We start from the raw sequence: 17,975 nt of genomic DNA, 5'->3' as shown, positions 1-17,975 counted from the left end.
CCAATTCTCCAAAATCAAGCAAAAGCTCATCAGCAATGGCGCAATAATATCTTTAAGAATATCATCAAGCGGCTGTTGCGGTTCTCTTTGCCTTTTTAGCTGGAGGTATTGTACTCAATGTCCTTAAGGAAGAATTACCAGAACAGCGAGAAAGCCGCTTTTGGGCGTTTGCATTCGGTGTGCGTTCGGCTATGCAATTCTCTTATTAGCTCTTTAATTATTAACTGTCCCGTCGCCGAACCATATTAGTTAAAAAGCTTAGTAACAATATTGTAAAAATAACTATCACAAAAGATATCCAGTTAAATTCAATACTAAATCCTTTTGTGTTATTTATCCAACGGAAAATCCAAAAAGAATTATTACCGATAATAAATGAAGGAACTTCTAAAGTTTTCAATACTGGTATTAGTAAAAAGCTAGAAATTAGCACCAACGCCAAAGCCATAAAAGCAAGGTTTAACAAAGCTTTTACACCTGAACGCTTACCAGTTTTAGCAAAAGGAAGTTCTCGGCAAGTCACACTAGGAGGTGCGTAAATTGCTATGCCTTCTTCTCTATCTTCGACTCGAATTGACTGTGGACAACGTAGCAATTGTACTGCTATCCAGATATCTCCAATTGCACCGCTTGTATTGAATGCAATTACCCAAATTAACCAGCTTGCTTGGGGAAAAATTGCTAGCAGTAACAAACACGCAACATCAAGGACTATCAATGGTGCTAAACCAATGAAAATAAAAGCATTCCGGCGAAACAAGTCACCTGGTGAAGTGGCGTAAGCAAGAGGTAAGAAATACTTAAATTTAAATCCATAACGTGGCGAACCACCAAAGGCAGCAAACGCTATTCCATGCACCAATTCATGAACAATGATGGTGATAAAAGTAATGGCCAGTAAAATCACAAAAGCAAGAATACCTCGCCAAGCTCCACCTCCAGCACTTTCTACACTAAAAATTACTGCTTGTTCGTGAATGATGCTATAATACCAGCTTGCACCTGCTGCTGCCAATATTAACAGTAATGAACCTAAAGTAGTCCAAATCAGTGATATTTCTGGAGTTAAGCGAAATACATAAATTGGCTCATTGCGAGTTGCTATATTCATAATTTCTGCTAATTATTAATCCTTGCTTTCCAAATTAATAATATTTAGTGTTTATTTCATCACTCTACAGGTTTATCTAGCTTCAAAATCCTTATTTGAACGCCTCTTGTAGTTGTTCAGATGTCAAAGATTTTATTAAACTTAACGGTAGTGGTTGCTGACTAATTGTATTAACGTAATCTGGACTCAAGTAGGAAAGATAACTTGACTGTTGGGCAACATACGTTTCAAAAAATGGAACACTCAAAGCTTTAACATAACGACGTGCCAAGGCTGGACTTGAACCGATTACCTGTGTAGGAACAGGTATGGTGGCATTTGGTGATTCTGCAATAGTAGAAAAGTGTGTGCCGCCATTGATAAGTGCTAAATATTTATTTTGAGTTGTTAGCCAAGTAAAAGGTTCAATTTGCTCTGTTAAAGCTGGAGCAACAGTATCAGAACTACCAGATACAATCATTACCGGAATTTTGATTTGACTGAGACTAGCTTGACCAAAAATACTGCTAACGACTGGATCAATAGCAATTGCTGCTTTTATCCTGGGGTCAGATAAGTTGTATTGAGCGTTTGGTAAATTGACCGCCAAACATTGAAGGAGAAGCGAAACATTTAACGTATTTTCCAAAGCTGGGCAGTCAGCTTTCAGTTGCTCAAAATTAATCTTTGCACCCGCCAATGCCAATGCTGTATATCCACCAAATGATTGCCCTACTACACCAACTTGTTCCAAATTTAAACGTCCACTAAATGTTGAATTAGACTTTGATAAACGAGTGAGTTCATCTAGCAAAAATTTAATATCTAAAGGTCTGTCAATTAGTTCTCTAGGATTAGTAACTCTATCTGCTATACCTGCTAATAATGCTTGTATTTGTTGTGAATTACTGCCAGGATGTTCTGGAACAGCAACCACAAAACCATAAGAAGCCAGATGTTCGGCTAAATACGCAAAACTTGTTCTGTCGGAACCAAGTCCGTGCGAAATGACAATTATCGGACGAGGAGTTTGAGCAGTTGGGAGGTAAATATCAGCAGGAAATCTCCTCTGACGTGAGAGGTCATTAAGTGTAATTGTTTGTTTTGAGAAATTAAAACTTCCGGTTTTACCCAAGTCCATTAATGGAACGGTCTTAAGTGTAGAAGCTGTAGTTACTTTTTGTTGGGATTGTTGGTTAATAAATGCTACTGCATTTTGAGTTTGATTGACTAAATTCTGTAATGATTCTGCAATTGCCAAACTCTGGTTCAAGTTAATTGAAATTGCACTTGCCGGAAACTTGCTTAATACATTTAAAAGCGTAAACTCTTTTTGATCTGCGGCTGACAAAATCAGTGCTGCACGAATTGCATAAAATCCTGACAAGTTAGATTCTGTCTGAATAACTTTCCCTAACTTTTCTAATAATCGTTCGCCAATGGGTGTATAAAGAAACTGCGAAACTTCTACTTGATTTAGGGGAATGCGAGTTAGTAAAACTTTTCGCAGTTGAGCTAGTTGCTTTTTGTCTACATACTTTCTATATGCAGCTAAATTCTCGTCCACTTTGCCTGTTCTAGCATAGGTTTCGAGTGAACTAATTGGGATAGACCTTTCTAAAATACCGTAATTGAATCTTATTCTCTCTGCACCTAAAGCGGGATAAGCAGTTAATGTAGGCAGCAAGCCTATACTAAAAATTCTCAAAGCCAATTTTAGCCAAACAGGTTGTTTATTTATAGTTTTAGTCATTAGATATCACTTGAAATACTATATTAGGCAACGATAAAATTAGCAGATAATAAAATTTTATAGAGATTAATATCTCTTTCAACTAAGCAGGCATGACCACTATGAGGTAAAGTTATTGTTTGAGAATTAGGAAAAATATTATTTAAATGTTTTGCCTCTGCTTCTGAAGGCAAAAGTCGATCATCTCTACTAGCAATTAGTAAGACAGGTTGAGTAATTTGAGATAATTTATTCTCATCAACATCAAATTCTCTCATCAGGGATAATCGCTGATTAGCAGTTTCTTGTGGTGCGGAACTAGTTGATTTTGAAAGAGCAAGTCTTGCAGTAGGTGAAATTCGACTTAAATTAGCTAGAAAGGGTAAAGATAAAAATGAGGATATTTTATAAAATAGTTGAGGTGTGTAAGGAAATAAAAGTGAACCTAAGTTTAACCAAGGTACTCGATGAAATGAAGAAGCAGAATTAATTAAAATAATCTTTGTAAATAGCTGAGGACATTTTTCTAATACTTTCAGCGCCAAGCAACCACCGAATGATTCTCCACAAAGATAAACGTGCGATTGCGGTACTTTTTCTAGTTCTATCTTGGTTAAAGTTGCTACTTTTTCTGTCATTTCATCCCAACTTGTTAGAACATCAGGGGGAATGACAAAACAACGTACATCAAAAGCTGCTTCTAAACCTGCTGTTTGAATGTACATCAATTCCTTGCCAGTCTCATCCATTCCAGGTAGAAATACAAAGAGTGGATAATTAGAGTTAGATAATTCGGGAGTTAAAAAATAAGGATGACTATGAATTTTAGATGGCATAAAGAAACTAATTTACGAGAACAAGAGTGATAATTTCGATAAGTTAGTAAAAAATTTTAGCTACGACTCAATTAACTCAGAAGTCAAGCTGTTTTTATCTACATCTTTTTGGCTATTGACATCATCAGTAGTTGCTTGCAAAGAATCTTGATCTATTTGATCTACTAAACGTAAATCAAGCAGACTGGCGACCCAACCAGCCGTCAATCCTTGGAAAAAAACTGTCATCATTATTGTCAAAAATACTAAGGCTTTAATTGAATCACCGCCATTGATACCCTGTTTTGTCAGTGAAACTGCAAACAAAGAGGCTAAAGAAGCAGCTACAATTCCACGAGGAGCAACCCAAGATAAAAATAACTGCTGTTGCCAGTTAAAACCTTGATTCCAGGTAGATATTAAAATATTAATAGGACGCACTATTAGCATCAGCGCTAGAACTGTCAGAACACTACCCCAACCTAAAGCGAAAACACTGGCAATTGATAAGTCTGCTGCTAACAGAATGAACAAAACCGAATTAGCTAAAATGCTCAACTGTTCATTAAACTTACGCAATAAAGATTCTGAAGGTAGGTTACTAGCTCTTAAAACTATCCCCATAACTACAGCAACCACCAAACCAGACTCACCACGTAACACCTGTGCCAAACTAAATAAACCCCAGACACTAGCTAAAACAACTAGATTTTTTAACTCTTGGGATAAGAATTGATCCTGTTTGATAATTTGGGATAGTAACCAGCCTCCAGCAATACCAATAACTACGCCTATACCCAAACGCAAAACTAGACCCTTAATTAAAATGAGCGGCTCCACATTTCCACTCAAAACAAAGTGAAGCACAATCACAGCCAAAATTGCACCAATTGGATCGATAAAAACACCCTCTCCTTCTAAAAGTGTTGAGACTTTTTTTTCTACACCAATTTGTTTGAGGAGTGGATTAATTACTGTTGGGCCTGTCACAACTACTAAGGAGGCATAAAGAAAAGCAATTGACCAAGGAAATTCACTCAGCCAGTGTGCAGCCATTCCAGCACCAGTTAAGGTAATCAGTACTCCCAAAGTGACAAGATTGCGAAGACTACTAGAAACCTCTTTTAACTCTCCTAACTGTAGATTTAAACCACCCTCGAATAAAATCAGCGCCACTGACAGCGAAACCACAACTTCTAAACCAACGCCCAGTAAAGATGGATTTAAAAAATCAAAACCATCTCGTCCCAGAAGAATCCCGAACAGAAGTAGCAAGACTATACTAGGAATGTGAAAATAACCAGCTAGAACTTGAGCAGCAATACCAGCTACAACTGTTGCACTGATCAGAATAGTAATGGGCAAGGATTCTTCCATAGAAAAATTAAGTCGTGCTGTACAACCTCCTATAATTGAATCTTCCTAAATTATGAGGTTTATATTTCAGGAAAAAATATAGCTATTTACGCTGTGCTGTACTAGCTTTTTAACAGGCTGATACTGGCGCGACAGGCGGGAGCATAGTTTACTTCACTAAAGGAGTATACTAACGCACTGCTAGCGATCGCTAACTCAATACGCCTGGGTTAAGGGCTACTGGCAACAATTTTGGGTTTTCGAGACGCGATAAATCGCCGTCTCTACAAATATTTTGTTGCTCATTCTGAACTGTATTGGCTACTAACTCACTTACCTAAATCGACAAGATTGATTTACAGTCGGAGTCTCTTCAAATTGCACCATTATTAAAACAGCTGGCGCATCGCCTACTGTTCCAGATAAGTGACCTTTATGACCTTGCGCGTCTGTTTTCGTACCCTGATCTTCTCCAAAGGAAATTTCGCCTTCCCCCATCTCGACTCGCTGTCCGTCCATAGTCTCCACAAACCAGCGTCCCGACAAAGGGATGATCCATTGGGGTTTTGGGTTTTCATGCCAGTTACCAATCCATCCCACGGGTAGCACAGTAAAGGTGATTGTAGCACCAGACTGCTTCAAATTAGAAAGCCATTGCGGTGAGGTATCCGGGGCTATGCCTTTTTCCATGAAGTCTTCAATTTGACAACGGGATTGGTGACTTATACCGTCGTCGTCAGTCCAGACGTGCCAGTATTCAATTGTTGGTTTGGGTGATGAGTTATTCTGCATAATAATGGCTCTTTTTGATCCGAAATGTATTGAAAGGCGAACTAGAAATTAGGAATTACGAAATTCTAATCGTATAATTGCGTCCTTCCCATTTGCTGCTTTCAATCCAGAAAAAGGTAAAGTTGATGGGCTGTTGCTGATTATTATAAATAGCAATATCTACAAAATTAACCCCTAATTTTGTAGAAGTAGCAGGTGTATTTTTGACGGTTTGCCAATTATCATCTGACCAGTGCAAGTGAAAAGATGCTAAAGCGTGAATTCGCAATGTATAGCCTTTTTTAACTTTGTCTATTTGTCGGTTAAATTTCCAAATTTCCAACGATTTACACTGCTTTCTTTCGCCTAGATATCGATTCGTTACCTGTGGAATCAAATCAAATACCTGACCATCATGATTTGACCGTAGCAATTTGATATACTCCGAATGTGCCCACATCAAAGGCATTGCCGAACCTGTTGGTTTTCCTAAATACAGATGATTCTCAGATATATCTGCTTCATCCCAAACCTGTTCAGGTAGTAAACAGGTATCTGATGCAAATCCTTCTATCGCCTTAATATATGTTTTGACATCGCCGCCCATAGCTAATTCATAATGTCCCCGTTCTCCTGTTAAGAGAGGCCAAGCGCGTCCCTTACCAAAACCAGTATAAGGACTGCCGTTTTCTTGCTGTCCGTAGCCGTCGTGGTTGTAACGATGCCAACAAGGCCCAGCAGATGTATCTACTTTTAAAACTGCATCAATTACTTTGACAGAATCAACAATAATCGGGTCATTTGGTTTGCGAATTCCATAGCGGACTAATTGCAAAAACCCGCCATCAACAATTTCCTTCGCGGGAAATTCTGACGGTTCGCCAGGTGGTTGACTGCTGATAACAAGAGTTCCTTGGTTAGGATTTTCGTTGGGTTGAGGATTATTAATATCTGTAGGAGTAATCCGAATGTAATGGCGTTTGATGCCAGGAACTAAAGTGCCTTCAGTAGTAACTGTCCAAGCTTCGATGTGAGATTCTAAAAAATCAGCGTATTCTTCGATAAAGTTTGCTGTTGCTTCATCGCCACGTTCACGAACAAATTGAGCAGCACAAATTAAGGCGGCAATATTAGATGCTAATGTTGATGGTGAATAACCACTATTTTCTTCCCAACGTTCTTGTTGGGTAGCTGGGCCGTGACGAATTAAATAACCCGCCGCCCGTAAAATCATCGGATAAATATCGAAGTTTAAACAAGTTTTTTGCTGATGCAATAACCATGCTAAGAGAATGGGAAATGCCACCTCATCAAGCTGGATACCTGTCCAATAAGGTTTCCCATCAACCCAGAAATTTTGGGGAAAACCGCCATCTTCCTGCTGACTAGTGGCGAGATAAATTAGCGATCGCACTGCTGTATCAGTTTCCCCAGCAGCCACTAAACCTGATACACTGCTAACCATATCCCGCGTCCAGACAAGGTGATATCCTCCTTGGTCTTGGTCGTCTTTGGCTTCACCCCAAGGGATAGCCAGAGATGCAATTAATGCACCTGGATAGGTTTTGTCTTCATGTGCCAACAACAGACTAATGCTGTTGTGATACAACTTACCCTGATCATAAGAACTATTTTCTAATGGTTTGATGCCCTGGCGCGATCGCTTCCACTGTTCGTTATATAGCTGCTTCTGCTTTTCAAAAGGAATATTGAGTGACTGAAACAGTGTAGAAATGGCATTATGTAGATTTGTCCCAAATGCCAGTCCTAGAGTAAACTCTTTACTGCTGTCTAAATTTAGTTCTCCAGTTAATGCTATGTTGCCATCTACAGCACTATCAAACTCCCAATCCATCTGAAAGTTATCAGCTAAATCTGTCCAGCCGTCACTTTCACCAACGTAGCCAGAAGAAAGACGGGTAAAAGGAATTGTTGCACCCATCGCTAACCATGTTCCTCCTTTCTCGGCTGTGAGAATCCGATGTCCAGCAACTTGTACAGCGTAACCATTATTCCCTCTACCTCCAACTTCTAGATGCGGCGCACACAAAGCGTATAGCTGGAGTTGGGAAATAAAATCGCTATCTCCTGTTAATTTTGTGCGTTGTAAAATACAGGATAAATGTGGGTCAGCAATTACTTCTTTGATTACAGCATAACGCCCTTGTGGATCGGAATTAGTGATGCGATATCCTAAACCATGAGTCCACATCGGTTCAACTTTTGATTTAAGATGGCGTTTCTCTTCGTGAAAAAAGCTTTTTCCATCAGAAATTAGATACTGTAAATCCCGAACTTGGGGACTGTCTACTGTGGGATGGTAGATTTCAGTCACAACACCGTTCCAGATAGTAAACCAAATGTTACTAGAGGTAGAGTAAGCTGTTCCCACTCCATCTTTATTGGCATGAGTCCATCGAGGATCGATACCCGGTGAGCCAAAAGCCTGTCCTTGACCGAGAATTTTTACCATAATTTTTTGTCCAGTTCAGTGCTGTAGTTGATTTTCCTTTGATTCAAAAATTATTGAGAAGTTTGAGAATATTTGCGAGATGCAGTTAATGATTTAGCTTCAATAAAAATTTGTTTTATTTCCGGATGTTTTTGGCTAATTTTTGCTTCTAAACTTTCTACAGTTAAAGCTATTTCTTCACCTGTAAGATTGTGAGAAAATTGAATTTCTAAATTGAGTAATACTTCTTTTGGAGCAAGTTGCATTGTTAGCACCCTGATAACTTCTTTCACTCCTGGTTCTGTTTTTGACAAAGAACGAATATTAGCTATAGTTTGAGTATCTGCACTTTCACCAACTAATAAACCTTTACTTTCTCTCGCTAGTACCACTGCTACTATAGCTAAGATAATGCCAATAATAATTGAGGCGATACCGTCAAAATAAACATTATTAAATAAATGTCCTAAAAATATTCCGATTAAGGCAACGAATAAACCTAAAATTGCAGCAGTATCCTCAAATAATATTGTAATTACTGTGGGATCTTTACTATTTTTGATAGCTTGCCAAAAATTTTGTTTACCCTTAGTCGGCAAAAACTCTTTTAAAGCTACAGTCCAAGAATAACCCTCTAATAATATTGCCACACCTAACACAATATAATTCCACATTGGGTCTTCTAGCGGACTGGGATTAATTAAATGAGTAATTCCTTCATAAATCGACATCCCGCCACCAATGGCAAAGATGAGGATGGCAACAATAAAAGTCCAGAAATAAAGTTCTTGACCGTAACCAAAGGGATGACTATCATCTGCCGGTTTTTGGCTTCTGCTAATTCCCAGCAAAAGTACTAGTTGGTCGCCAGTATCTACAACTGAATGAATACCTTCAGATATCATAGCCGAACTGCCAGTAATAGAGGCGGCGATAAATTTAGTAATAGCGATCGCCAAATTAGCCCCCATCGCCGCAAAGATTGTTTTTTTAGATGAATCAATTGCCATGATTGTAAATATTAGCTTCTAAATAGGTAAGTTTCTCACAGACTTCTTTCTCCTCTTAATCGCAGAATAATGCATCATGTTATGGTGTTCACTATGTTCTTGCTCACTGCCGCTATTCATCATTTTCAGCATATTCGGCCCGCCAGTTTTGAAGAACCGCGCAACCAATAAAGCTGCTAGAGCTAAAAACAAAATATTCAACACTGTAGTGTAGTTAAATTGGATAGATGCCTCAACTACTTTGGCGTTATGTTCTTGTGGTATTAATCCCAAAATTTGGAACAGAATTTCAATTATTAATGCCGCACTTACCATCGCTGCATAAAAAGCGATCGCTAGAAATATACTAATTTTCAAACCGTAATATTTGCGGTAAATATTTAAAATTGGCAGTATAATCAGGTCGGCAAAAATAAATGCAACTACGCCTCCAAAACTAATACCTCCATTCCACAACACAGCAGCTAAAGGAACATTCCCCACAGAACAAACAAAGGAAAATATCGCTACAATTGGCCCGACAATTGGCCCCCATAATTTCGACCATATAGGGTGATCTGTGAGAAAGAATGCTTGCCAAAAGTCGTTGGATACCCAAGCAGCCAAAGCACCTGCAATTACTAATCCCAGTGCAATATCTAACCACACCGAAACCCAGTCCATGACAAAGTAGTGGCTAATGGATGTAAACCCTTTATCAGAAAAAATTCTTTGCCAAATAGAACCTTCTGTTACTGACATGTCCATGTTGGCGTGTCCTTCCATTTTACCGGAAAGTCCCCGGTTGGCTTGCTGTTTAGCTGCTTTCACCATCTGGGCTTTTAGGAATACTTTAAACAGAAATACTAATATTACAATCATCAATAGCCCACCGACATACTCAGCTAAAGTAAATTGCCACCCCATTAATACTGCCAAGATAATGCCTAGTTCAATGACTAAATTAGTTGAGGCAAATTGAAATGCGATCGCTGCTGTAAAGTTACCACCTTTGCGAAAGATGGAACGGGCAAGGGCGACAGAAGCATAAGAACATGACGATGAAGCTGCACCTAAACCACAGGCTACTGCAATCGATTTTGGTGACGCATCTGGTAGTAGTCGGCTCATTTCCCCTTTGGAAATTACCGCTTGAACAATCCCTGATAGTGTAAAACCAAGAATGAGCGCCCAAAGAATTTCCCAGAACATAGAAAATGTCATGCTGAGTGCTAGAAAAATTCCATTTATGGGGTCGCTAAAAGGATTTATAGTGTTCATTTTTATCAATTATCAGAATAGTTTTATCCCAATTCCTAAGTAGTAGAAACTTCTAATTCACCATCGAGATGGGTAACTTCCCATTGGGTTTGTTCGCCATTGCGCCAAAATCGCAATCCCACCGTAGCGTCTCCCACGGACAAATTTGTGAGTTCTAAATCGGGTAAGCAATCTGGTAGATTCGGCTGTACTTTTAACTGTTGTTTGGAAGCATCAGCTTTGAGTCCTAAGATGGTACGAATGAGTAAGAAAATTGAACCAGCAGCCCAAGCTTGGGGTATATTAGCATCTGGGTAGGGGACTGGAAAGCTATCATCTTGGCGTTCAATTCCCGCAAACAATTCTGGCATTCGCCCAGCTTGAAAATAACTAGCAGCAGCAAAGATCCCCTCAGCAATGCGGTTAGCTTCTTGGTGATAGCCATACTTTTTTAATCCCGCCGCGATGATCGAGTTATCATGAGGCCATACACTACCCCGTTGATAACTAATCGGGTATATGCCGGATTTTGAGATGAAAGAGTCCGTACACCCCAACCACACCACATATCTGGTTGAAAAAGTCGGTTAACAAGTTTTTCTGCTCGTTCCTGTGGGACAATACCAGACCAGAGGAGATGACCAGGATTTGAGGTAATTGATTGAATTTGCTGCTTTTTATCGTCTAATCCTAAACAATAAAAGCCAACTGAATCCATCCAGAATTGTTCATTAAATCGTTGATAAAGTTCTTCGGCTTTTTGACGCAGCTTTTTGGCTTGTTCTTTTTCGTCCCAGATTTCATAAATTAAAGCTGCCCTTAGCCACGCATCATAAACGTAGCCTTGAACTTCACATAAAGCGATTGGCGGCTCGACTAACTGCCCATCGGGGTAAACTATTGCGTCACCCGAATCTTTCCAACCTTGATTGCGTAATCCTTTTGATGAACGAGTTAAATACTCAACAAAGCCATCGCCGTCAAAGTCGCCGTATTTGTCAATCCAATTTAGGGCTTTTTCTAGTGGCGCTCGACATTCATCAAGCATACTGACATCGGCGTTCCAGTTATAGGCTTCAGATAAGGTAACAATCCAAAGGATGGTAGTATCTACTGTTCCGTAGTAGGGATGATATGGAAGTAGGTTGAGTGTGGTTAACTCATCGCGCCGCATTTCGTGGAGCATTTTGCCTGGTTGGGCATCGTGCCAATCATCCAACTCAGTTGCTTGGAGTTGAGCTAGTTTCAGTAACGTGCCACGAGCAAATTCATGATAAACTGCGATCACTTGCAAGCTAGCAATTATTGAGTCACGTCCAAAAACAGCAACAAACCAGGGAATACCAGCAGCAGGCATCCAAAATTGATGTCCATTATCATCCACCTCAATGCGTAGCGCCCCCATATCTGCGATCGCTTGCTGATAGTATTCGGCAATTTCAGCATTAGACGATCGCAACTTTGTGGCATTAGTCAGAAATTCATCCCTAACCTTTCCCGCTTTCGTACTGTGAGGCACAGCACAGGTGTTTTGAGGTTTGAAGATATTTCCATCTGCTAAGGCTGTAAAATTGACACAAGTGTGCCATGTTTTCCCAGGAGGAATGACCACATCAAACATTAAACGACCATTGGCATAGCGTGGCTCAGAAGTACCACAAACTGGCTCAATCACAATACCTCGCAAGAAAGAGCCATTACGATATTCAGTAGTGAGTACACCATTTTCCCATCTGGTTTGTGTTTCACCTCGCGTCAAAATTTGCTGTGATTTGACATCAAAAATATCCGCAAAATCAGAACGCACAGCTAGCATTAATTGAAACTCAACAACTTCATTGTGATAGTTAGTTATATCAATATCTTCATGCATACCTTCCACAATATCGCGCCGAACAGTTACAAGCAAACTACCAGGAGGTAAAGAGTCGTTGATAGTAGGAAGTTGTGGGTTAGTGAATTGGTAAAGTGCATTATGATGGGTGATATTGCTAGAGGCTAACAGCGAAAGTTGGTAGCGATTAAGAGAAATTTCGTAGTAAGAAATTAGCCGTGTGTCCCAAACAAAAAAACCTTGAGGTAAATTCTCGTCGATGGAACCATCACTAGCCGTTACTAAAAAAGAGGAACCATCGTTGATGGTTATCAAACCCGAATTGACAGTAACTTTTGTAGGCATTTTCAATTAACCAATTCTGTGGCTTTAATTCCCCCGCTGACAACAAGCGGCAAGTTTTCTGGCTCTTTTTAAATCCCAGTTACAAAACTTAAGTACGAATTACGAATTACAAATTACAAATTACGAATTACGAATTACGAATTACGTTAGCGTAGCGGGGCGTAGCCCATTACGAATTATCTTAACCATTCTCTGTAAAACCCGGATACAAAGTCATCCCACCATCTACAAACAGTGTTGTACCATTGACATAATCAGAGTCATCAGAAGCCAACCAAACTGCTGCTTTGGCGATATCTTCTACATCACCCACACGTTTTGCTGGAATCAATTGTAGTAACTTCGCCTCTGCTTGTGGAGTATCCCAAGCTGATTTATTAATTGGGGTTTTGATTGCACCAGGAGCAATACTATTAACACGAATTTTGTGAGGGGCAAGTTCTTGGGCAATACTTTGCATCATCATATTAATACCACCCTTGCTAGTAGCATAATTGACATGACCTGCCCAAGGAATTACCTGATGTACGGAACTCATGCAAATAATTTTACCTGCCGCACAAGAAATATCAGGCTTCACACCTCGACGCAAGAATTCCTTTGCGGCTTCCCTAACACACAAGAATTGTCCCGTTAGATTTATCCCAATCACTGCATTCCATTGATCGAGGGTCATATCTATAAATGCTGAGTCTTTTTGAATGCCTGCATTACTTACTAAAATATCAATAGTGCCAAATTGTTTAAGCGTCTGGCTGAACATTGCCTTTACTTCGTCTTCTTTGCTGACATCAGCTTGAATAGCGAACGCTTCTCCATTAGCAGCTTTGATATCATCAACAATTTTTTGGGCTGATTCAGCTTCAGAATGGTAATTGATGGCTACTGCTGCACCTGATGCAGCCAAATAGCGAGCGATCGCTTCACCAATTCCAGAACTAGCACCCGTCACAAGTGCTTTTTGACCTTTAAGTAGGTAAGGGGAATAACTCATAATACTTTTTCAGAATTTTTGCTATGTATTTTCATTTGCAAAGTTTGAGGATAGCTGATATTGAAAATTTATGATTGAATCCAAATTGAAGCAAGCTGTCCTACGTTGAAATTTTTATACTAATTACAGATTTTGCTTATGTGTTTAATTTTTGACAGCTATTTTGGTGATTCTGGCATTACTTTAGAGGTTTGCAAGAACGAACGCTTCTAGCCATTGGAATAATAAATATATCTACCGAAAGAACTATAAAAATTTCATCACAATTTCATTATTGGATGAAATCTTTAAAGGATGAAGTCAATGAGAAGAAAAGGGGCAGGGAGCAGGGATAAAACCCCATAAATAAATTTATTAAAATTGGAAATTGGAGGAATTTAGCTAACAGGAAATCATAATTTATTTTTAGATAAGTCATCCCTAAGATAGTAGCTTTTTGCTCTATCTTTTAGGTATTAATTGTTAGGAATTCTAAATCTTGTCAGCATCAGCAAAATTCAAAATCTCCAAACAGTCAATACTGAATCCTATTTTTTACAAAATATCTAAGTAATCACAACGCCTGATACCCCAAGGAAAAAGCGATGTCTGCCTTACCTCTCAATAGCCAGAATCTACCATACCCCGATCCTTTGCACCCAATTATTGTTCACTTTGTGATTGCAATGGTGGTTTTTTCTTTTTTCTGTGATGTGGTGGGATATTTTAGCCGCAATGTGCGTTTATTTGAGGTGAGTTTCTGGAATATGTTTGTGGCTGCGATCGCAATTTTCATCGCGATTATCTTTGGCCAGTTTGAAGCAGGACTAGCCCAAGCCCAGAAAGCAGCCCAGTCAACGCTGAATTATCATACCGTCTTGGGTTGGTCACTGGGGGCAATTGTTGCCGCGATCGCAGCTTGGCGTTTTGTGATTCGCAACAGCAGTTCCCGAAGAGTACCGCCTGCTTATTTGGGTGCTGCAACATTGTTAGTGTGCCTAGTATTTGTGCAAGTGTATTTGGGGAGTAAACTGTTTTGGGTATATGGGTTGCACGTCGAACCTGTAGTTCAAGCCATGAAACAGGGAGTTTCACCATGAACCCGCAACTGATTGAGCAGTTGAGATTGCGGTTGGGCGCTAACGGATTACCTTATGAGATTCCTATACATCCGCAGTTAGTACATCTAACGCTGGGTTTGTTCATCATTGCCATCATTTTTGATATAGCAGGAGTGTTGTTTTCTTTAGAAAAACCTATTTTCAAATTTTTGGGATTGGCTGCCATCCGTTCTAGCTTTTTTGATGTCGGCTGGTACAACCTCATAGCAGCAGCAACTATCACGTTTTTCACGGTTGCGGCTGGTTTTTTTGAGCTACTTTTGGCAAATCCACCAGTCAATCAAAAGAGTGCTTGGGGGTTGACTGCTGGCTGGACAATGCTTTTACATGGTTTGGGTGGCGTTTTGCTGTTGGCGATCATTGTAGCCATGACTGTATGGAGAGGCTTGGAACGCTATCGCTGGCGTAAGGATGCTTCCAGACAGGTGCAGTGGAGTTACTTGTTAGCGGGGATTGCAATACTAGGCATATTATTCGTTCACGGAACTTTGGGGGCGCAATTGGGAGAGGAATTTGGGATTCATGTTACTGCTGCTAATACAATTTCCAGAAATGTTTACAACAAATAATTAAACGAGAATTTATCGAATTTTATGTTTAGTGTTTTTGAATATGTATTAATAGCGGTTTATGTAGCAGTACTGCTCGTCGTCAGTCGGTGGATTGGGCAGCAGGCGTTTTTTTGGATGCCTCCCCAAGCTACAGCAGAAGCACAACGGGTAGATGATTTATTTAGCTTCTTAGTCTCAATTGGAGCATTTATCTTACTTGGGCTGGTTGGCGTTATGGTGTATGCGATCGCATTCCATCGCGCCCCTCCAGAAGACTACAGCGAGGGACACCCCTCTAGAGGTGATGCAAGGCTAGAAATATTGTGGACAGCAACCCCAACTTTATTAGTAGTGTGGATTGCTTTCCAAAGCTTCAATATTTATCAGCAGTTAGATATTTTAGGTCTAAACCAAATTGTGCATTTGCATACACCCATAGAATCTGCCTCCGCCGCAACCATCACTGATGCTACCAAACCTGCGTCTGAAACTATTGATGTTTTCGTTAAGCAATGGGATTGGTCTTTTCGTTATCCAAATAATGTTACTAGCAATCAACTGCATCTACCGATCAATCAAAGTACTCGCTTAAATCTGCAAGCGCAGGATGTAATCCACGGCTTCTACGTCCCTGAGTTTCGCTTAAAGCAGGATATTATTCCAGGACGCGACATTGATATTGTGCTAACACCCATTCGCCCAGGCAAATATCGGCTAAAAGATTCTCAATTTAGCGGTACTTACTTTGCCTTAATGGAAACGGATGTATACGTTGAATCCCTCGATCAATATAACCAGTGGCTCACGCAAACTGCTACTAGCGAACAAACTCCAGTAAATCAGGCGGTTGCCGAAAATATCCAACCACCAAAAACATTGTTTAATAGCGGCTGGTATACCGTCACACCTGCTCAACCTGGTATTGCCAATAAGAGGAAGCAAAATAATGACACATGATTTTAGTCAAGAGATTACCGGGGATCGAGAATCGAAAAATTACCAGAACCAGCAGGGTAATACTTGGCGGCAATATTTCAGCTTCAATACCGATCATAAGGTGATTGGAATTCAGTACATGGTGATGACCTTCATTTTCTTCCTGATTGGTGGGTTATTGGCAATGCTGATTCGGGCTGAGTTGCTCACCCCAGAATCAAATTTGGTCGATCGCCCGCTTTATAACGGTTTGTTCACCATGCACGGGACAATCATGATTTTCCTGTGGATTATTCCCTTCAATGCAGGTCTTTCTAACTACTTAGTGCCGCTAATGATTGGAGCGCGGGATATGGCTTTTCCTTTGCTCAACGCCATCTCTTTTTGGATGTTGCCACCCGCAGGTCTTTTACTACTATCTAGCTTCTTCTTGCCAAACGGGACTGCACAAGCTGGGTGGTGGTCTTATCCACCAGTTAGTCTGCAAATTCCAGGTGGTGAACTGATTAACGGTGAATTTATTTGGATAGTCAGTTTAGTTTTGATAGGTATCTCTTCAATCATGGGGGCTGTCAACTTTATGACAACCATCTTTTGGATGCGGGCCCCAGGGATGACATTTTTTCGGATGCCTGTGTTTGTTTGGTCAGTTTTCAGTGCCCAGTTATTGCAACTGATTAATTTACCTGCCTTGACGGGTGCATTGATCCTGCTGTTGCTTGACCTATCCGTTGGTACACAATTCTTTAAACCCGATGGGAATGGCGATCCGATCATTTATCAACATCTATTCTGGTTCTACTCTCACCCAGCAGTTTATATCATGGCACTACCAGCCTTCGGTATTTTTGCTGAGATTCTGCCTGCATTCTCTCGCAATCCCCTATTTGGTTATCGGTCAGTTGCGATCGCCACCTTGGGTATTGCTTTAATCAGCATCTTCGTTTGGGTACATCACATGTTCACCAGTGCTACCCCTGGTTGGATGCGGATGACCTTCATGGCTACCTCAATGTTAGTTGCCATACCCACCGGTATTAAAGCCTTCGCTTGGACTGCCACCATCTGGAGAAGCAAGCTACATCTAGAGACACCAATGCTGTTTGCAATGGGAGGTGCAGCCATGTTTATTTTTGGCGGTGTTACTGGTGTAATGCTTGCTGCCACGCCCTTTGATATCCACGTTAATAATACTTACTTTGTTGTGGGACACTTCCACTACATCGTTTTTAACACGATTACAATGGCAATCTTCGCGGCAATTTACTACTGGTTTCCCAAAATAACTGGAAGGATGTATGCCGAGGGTTGGGGCAAGTTACATTTTTGGCTGACCTTTATTCCTGCCAATATTACCTTCTTCTCCATGCACCCATTAGGTTTACAAGGGATGCTACGCCGAGTTTCTTCCTACGATCCACAGTATCAAGGATGGAACGTCATTGCTAGCTTGGCTTCATTTTTACTAGGAGCATCTACCCTGCCTTTTATTGCTAACATAGTAGGCTCTTGGCTTTACGGGCCGCGAGCAGTTGACAATCCTTGGCACGCTACTGGATTAGAATGGACAACCTCTTCACCACCTCCGCGAGATAATTTTGAAGAGATTCCAACTGTCACCAGACCTCCTTATGACTACGGCAATCCAAAGTATTCAGTAATCGAAAATTCTAATAATGGTGAGTCTCTCTAGGGACTAGAGACTGGAGACTGAGAAATAGTTATCAATTCTTCAATCTCTAATCCCAAT

Annotated in this window: 14 protein-coding genes and 1 pseudogene; 4 read left to right on the top strand and 11 right to left on the bottom strand. The window is 40.3% G+C overall.

All coding sequences use genetic code 11. The features are described 5' to 3' along the window. Nucleotides 1-220: 220 nt before the first annotated feature. The 11 genes and pseudogenes from CDG76_RS26935 to CDG76_RS26890 form a co-directional block, all read right to left on the bottom strand. The gene (locus CDG76_RS26935) at nucleotides 221-1,111 is read right to left on the bottom strand and encodes a DUF3267 domain-containing protein (RefSeq protein WP_094351946.1); all 891 of its coding nucleotides are present in this window, start codon (nucleotides 1,109-1,111) and stop codon (nucleotides 221-223) included. A gap of 91 nt (nucleotides 1,112-1,202) precedes the next feature. Continuing rightward, nucleotides 1,203-2,843, bottom strand: coding sequence for an alpha/beta hydrolase (locus CDG76_RS26930; protein ID WP_094351945.1), 1,641 nt, complete (start codon nucleotides 2,841-2,843; stop codon nucleotides 1,203-1,205). A gap of 23 nt (nucleotides 2,844-2,866) precedes the next feature. Next, nucleotides 2,867-3,658, bottom strand: a complete 792-nt coding sequence (locus CDG76_RS26925) for an alpha/beta fold hydrolase (RefSeq protein WP_094351944.1) — start codon at nucleotides 3,656-3,658, stop codon at nucleotides 2,867-2,869. Nucleotides 3,659-3,829: 171 nt separating this feature from the next. Continuing rightward, a pseudogene (locus CDG76_RS26920) lies at nucleotides 3,830-5,014 on the bottom strand (cation:proton antiporter); the annotation flags it as partial. 312 nt (nucleotides 5,015-5,326) lie between these two features. Further along, a complete protein-coding gene (locus CDG76_RS26915) occupies nucleotides 5,327-5,785 on the bottom strand; it encodes a cupin (protein ID WP_094351942.1) in 459 nt (152 codons plus the stop codon). Between the two features lie 55 nt (nucleotides 5,786-5,840). Continuing rightward, on the bottom strand, nucleotides 5,841-8,237 hold the full coding sequence (locus CDG76_RS26910) for a glycoside hydrolase family 15 protein (RefSeq protein ID WP_094351941.1): 2,397 nt from the start codon (nucleotides 8,235-8,237) through the stop codon (nucleotides 5,841-5,843). A gap of 50 nt (nucleotides 8,238-8,287) precedes the next feature. Then, a complete protein-coding gene (locus tag CDG76_RS26905) occupies nucleotides 8,288-9,226 on the bottom strand; it encodes a cation diffusion facilitator family transporter (RefSeq protein WP_094351940.1) in 939 nt (312 codons plus the stop codon). Between the two features lie 18 nt (nucleotides 9,227-9,244). Then, entirely contained in the window at nucleotides 9,245-10,486 is a 1,242-nt protein-coding gene (locus tag CDG76_RS26900; protein WP_094351939.1) for a permease, read from the bottom strand. 35 nt (nucleotides 10,487-10,521) lie between these two features. Next, entirely contained in the window at nucleotides 10,522-10,836 is a 315-nt protein-coding gene (locus CDG76_RS38645) for a hypothetical protein (protein WP_223265405.1), read from the bottom strand. An 80-nt stretch (nucleotides 10,837-10,916) separates the two neighbouring features. Beyond that, on the bottom strand, nucleotides 10,917-12,644 hold the full coding sequence (locus CDG76_RS26895; RefSeq protein WP_223265404.1) for an amylo-alpha-1,6-glucosidase: 1,728 nt from the start codon (nucleotides 12,642-12,644) through the stop codon (nucleotides 10,917-10,919). Nucleotides 12,645-12,825: 181 nt separating this feature from the next. Further along, on the bottom strand, nucleotides 12,826-13,638 hold the full coding sequence (locus tag CDG76_RS26890) for an SDR family oxidoreductase (protein WP_094351938.1): 813 nt from the start codon (nucleotides 13,636-13,638) through the stop codon (nucleotides 12,826-12,828). A 584-nt stretch (nucleotides 13,639-14,222) separates the two neighbouring features. On the opposite strand from CDG76_RS26890, the gene CDG76_RS26885 reads away from it, so the two are divergent. Genes CDG76_RS26885 through CDG76_RS26870 form a run of 4 tightly spaced genes read left to right on the top strand, consistent with a single transcriptional unit; the run spans nucleotide 14,223 to nucleotide 17,918 of the window. Then, entirely contained in the window at nucleotides 14,223-14,717 is a 495-nt protein-coding gene (locus tag CDG76_RS26885; protein ID WP_094351937.1) for a DUF2231 domain-containing protein, read from the top strand. After that, entirely contained in the window at nucleotides 14,714-15,307 is a 594-nt protein-coding gene (locus CDG76_RS26880; RefSeq protein ID WP_094351936.1) for a DUF2231 domain-containing protein, read from the top strand. The genes CDG76_RS26885 and CDG76_RS26880 overlap by 4 nt, the downstream gene beginning before the upstream one ends. 24 nt (nucleotides 15,308-15,331) lie before the next feature. Beyond that, on the top strand, nucleotides 15,332-16,246 hold the full coding sequence (locus CDG76_RS26875) for a cytochrome c oxidase subunit II (RefSeq protein WP_094351935.1): 915 nt from the start codon (nucleotides 15,332-15,334) through the stop codon (nucleotides 16,244-16,246). After that, on the top strand, nucleotides 16,236-17,918 hold the full coding sequence (locus tag CDG76_RS26870) for a cytochrome c oxidase subunit I (protein WP_094351934.1): 1,683 nt from the start codon (nucleotides 16,236-16,238) through the stop codon (nucleotides 17,916-17,918). The genes CDG76_RS26875 and CDG76_RS26870 overlap by 11 nt, the downstream gene beginning before the upstream one ends. The last annotated feature ends 57 nt before the right edge of the window (nucleotides 17,919-17,975 follow it).

The sequence above is a fragment of the Nostoc sp. 'Peltigera membranacea cyanobiont' 210A genome (genome assembly GCF_002246015.1).
Lineage (GTDB): Bacteria > Cyanobacteriota > Cyanobacteriia > Cyanobacteriales > Nostocaceae > Nostoc.
The sequence above is the reverse complement of the archived record's forward strand: the minus strand, read 5'-3'. Positions and strand labels throughout refer to the sequence as shown.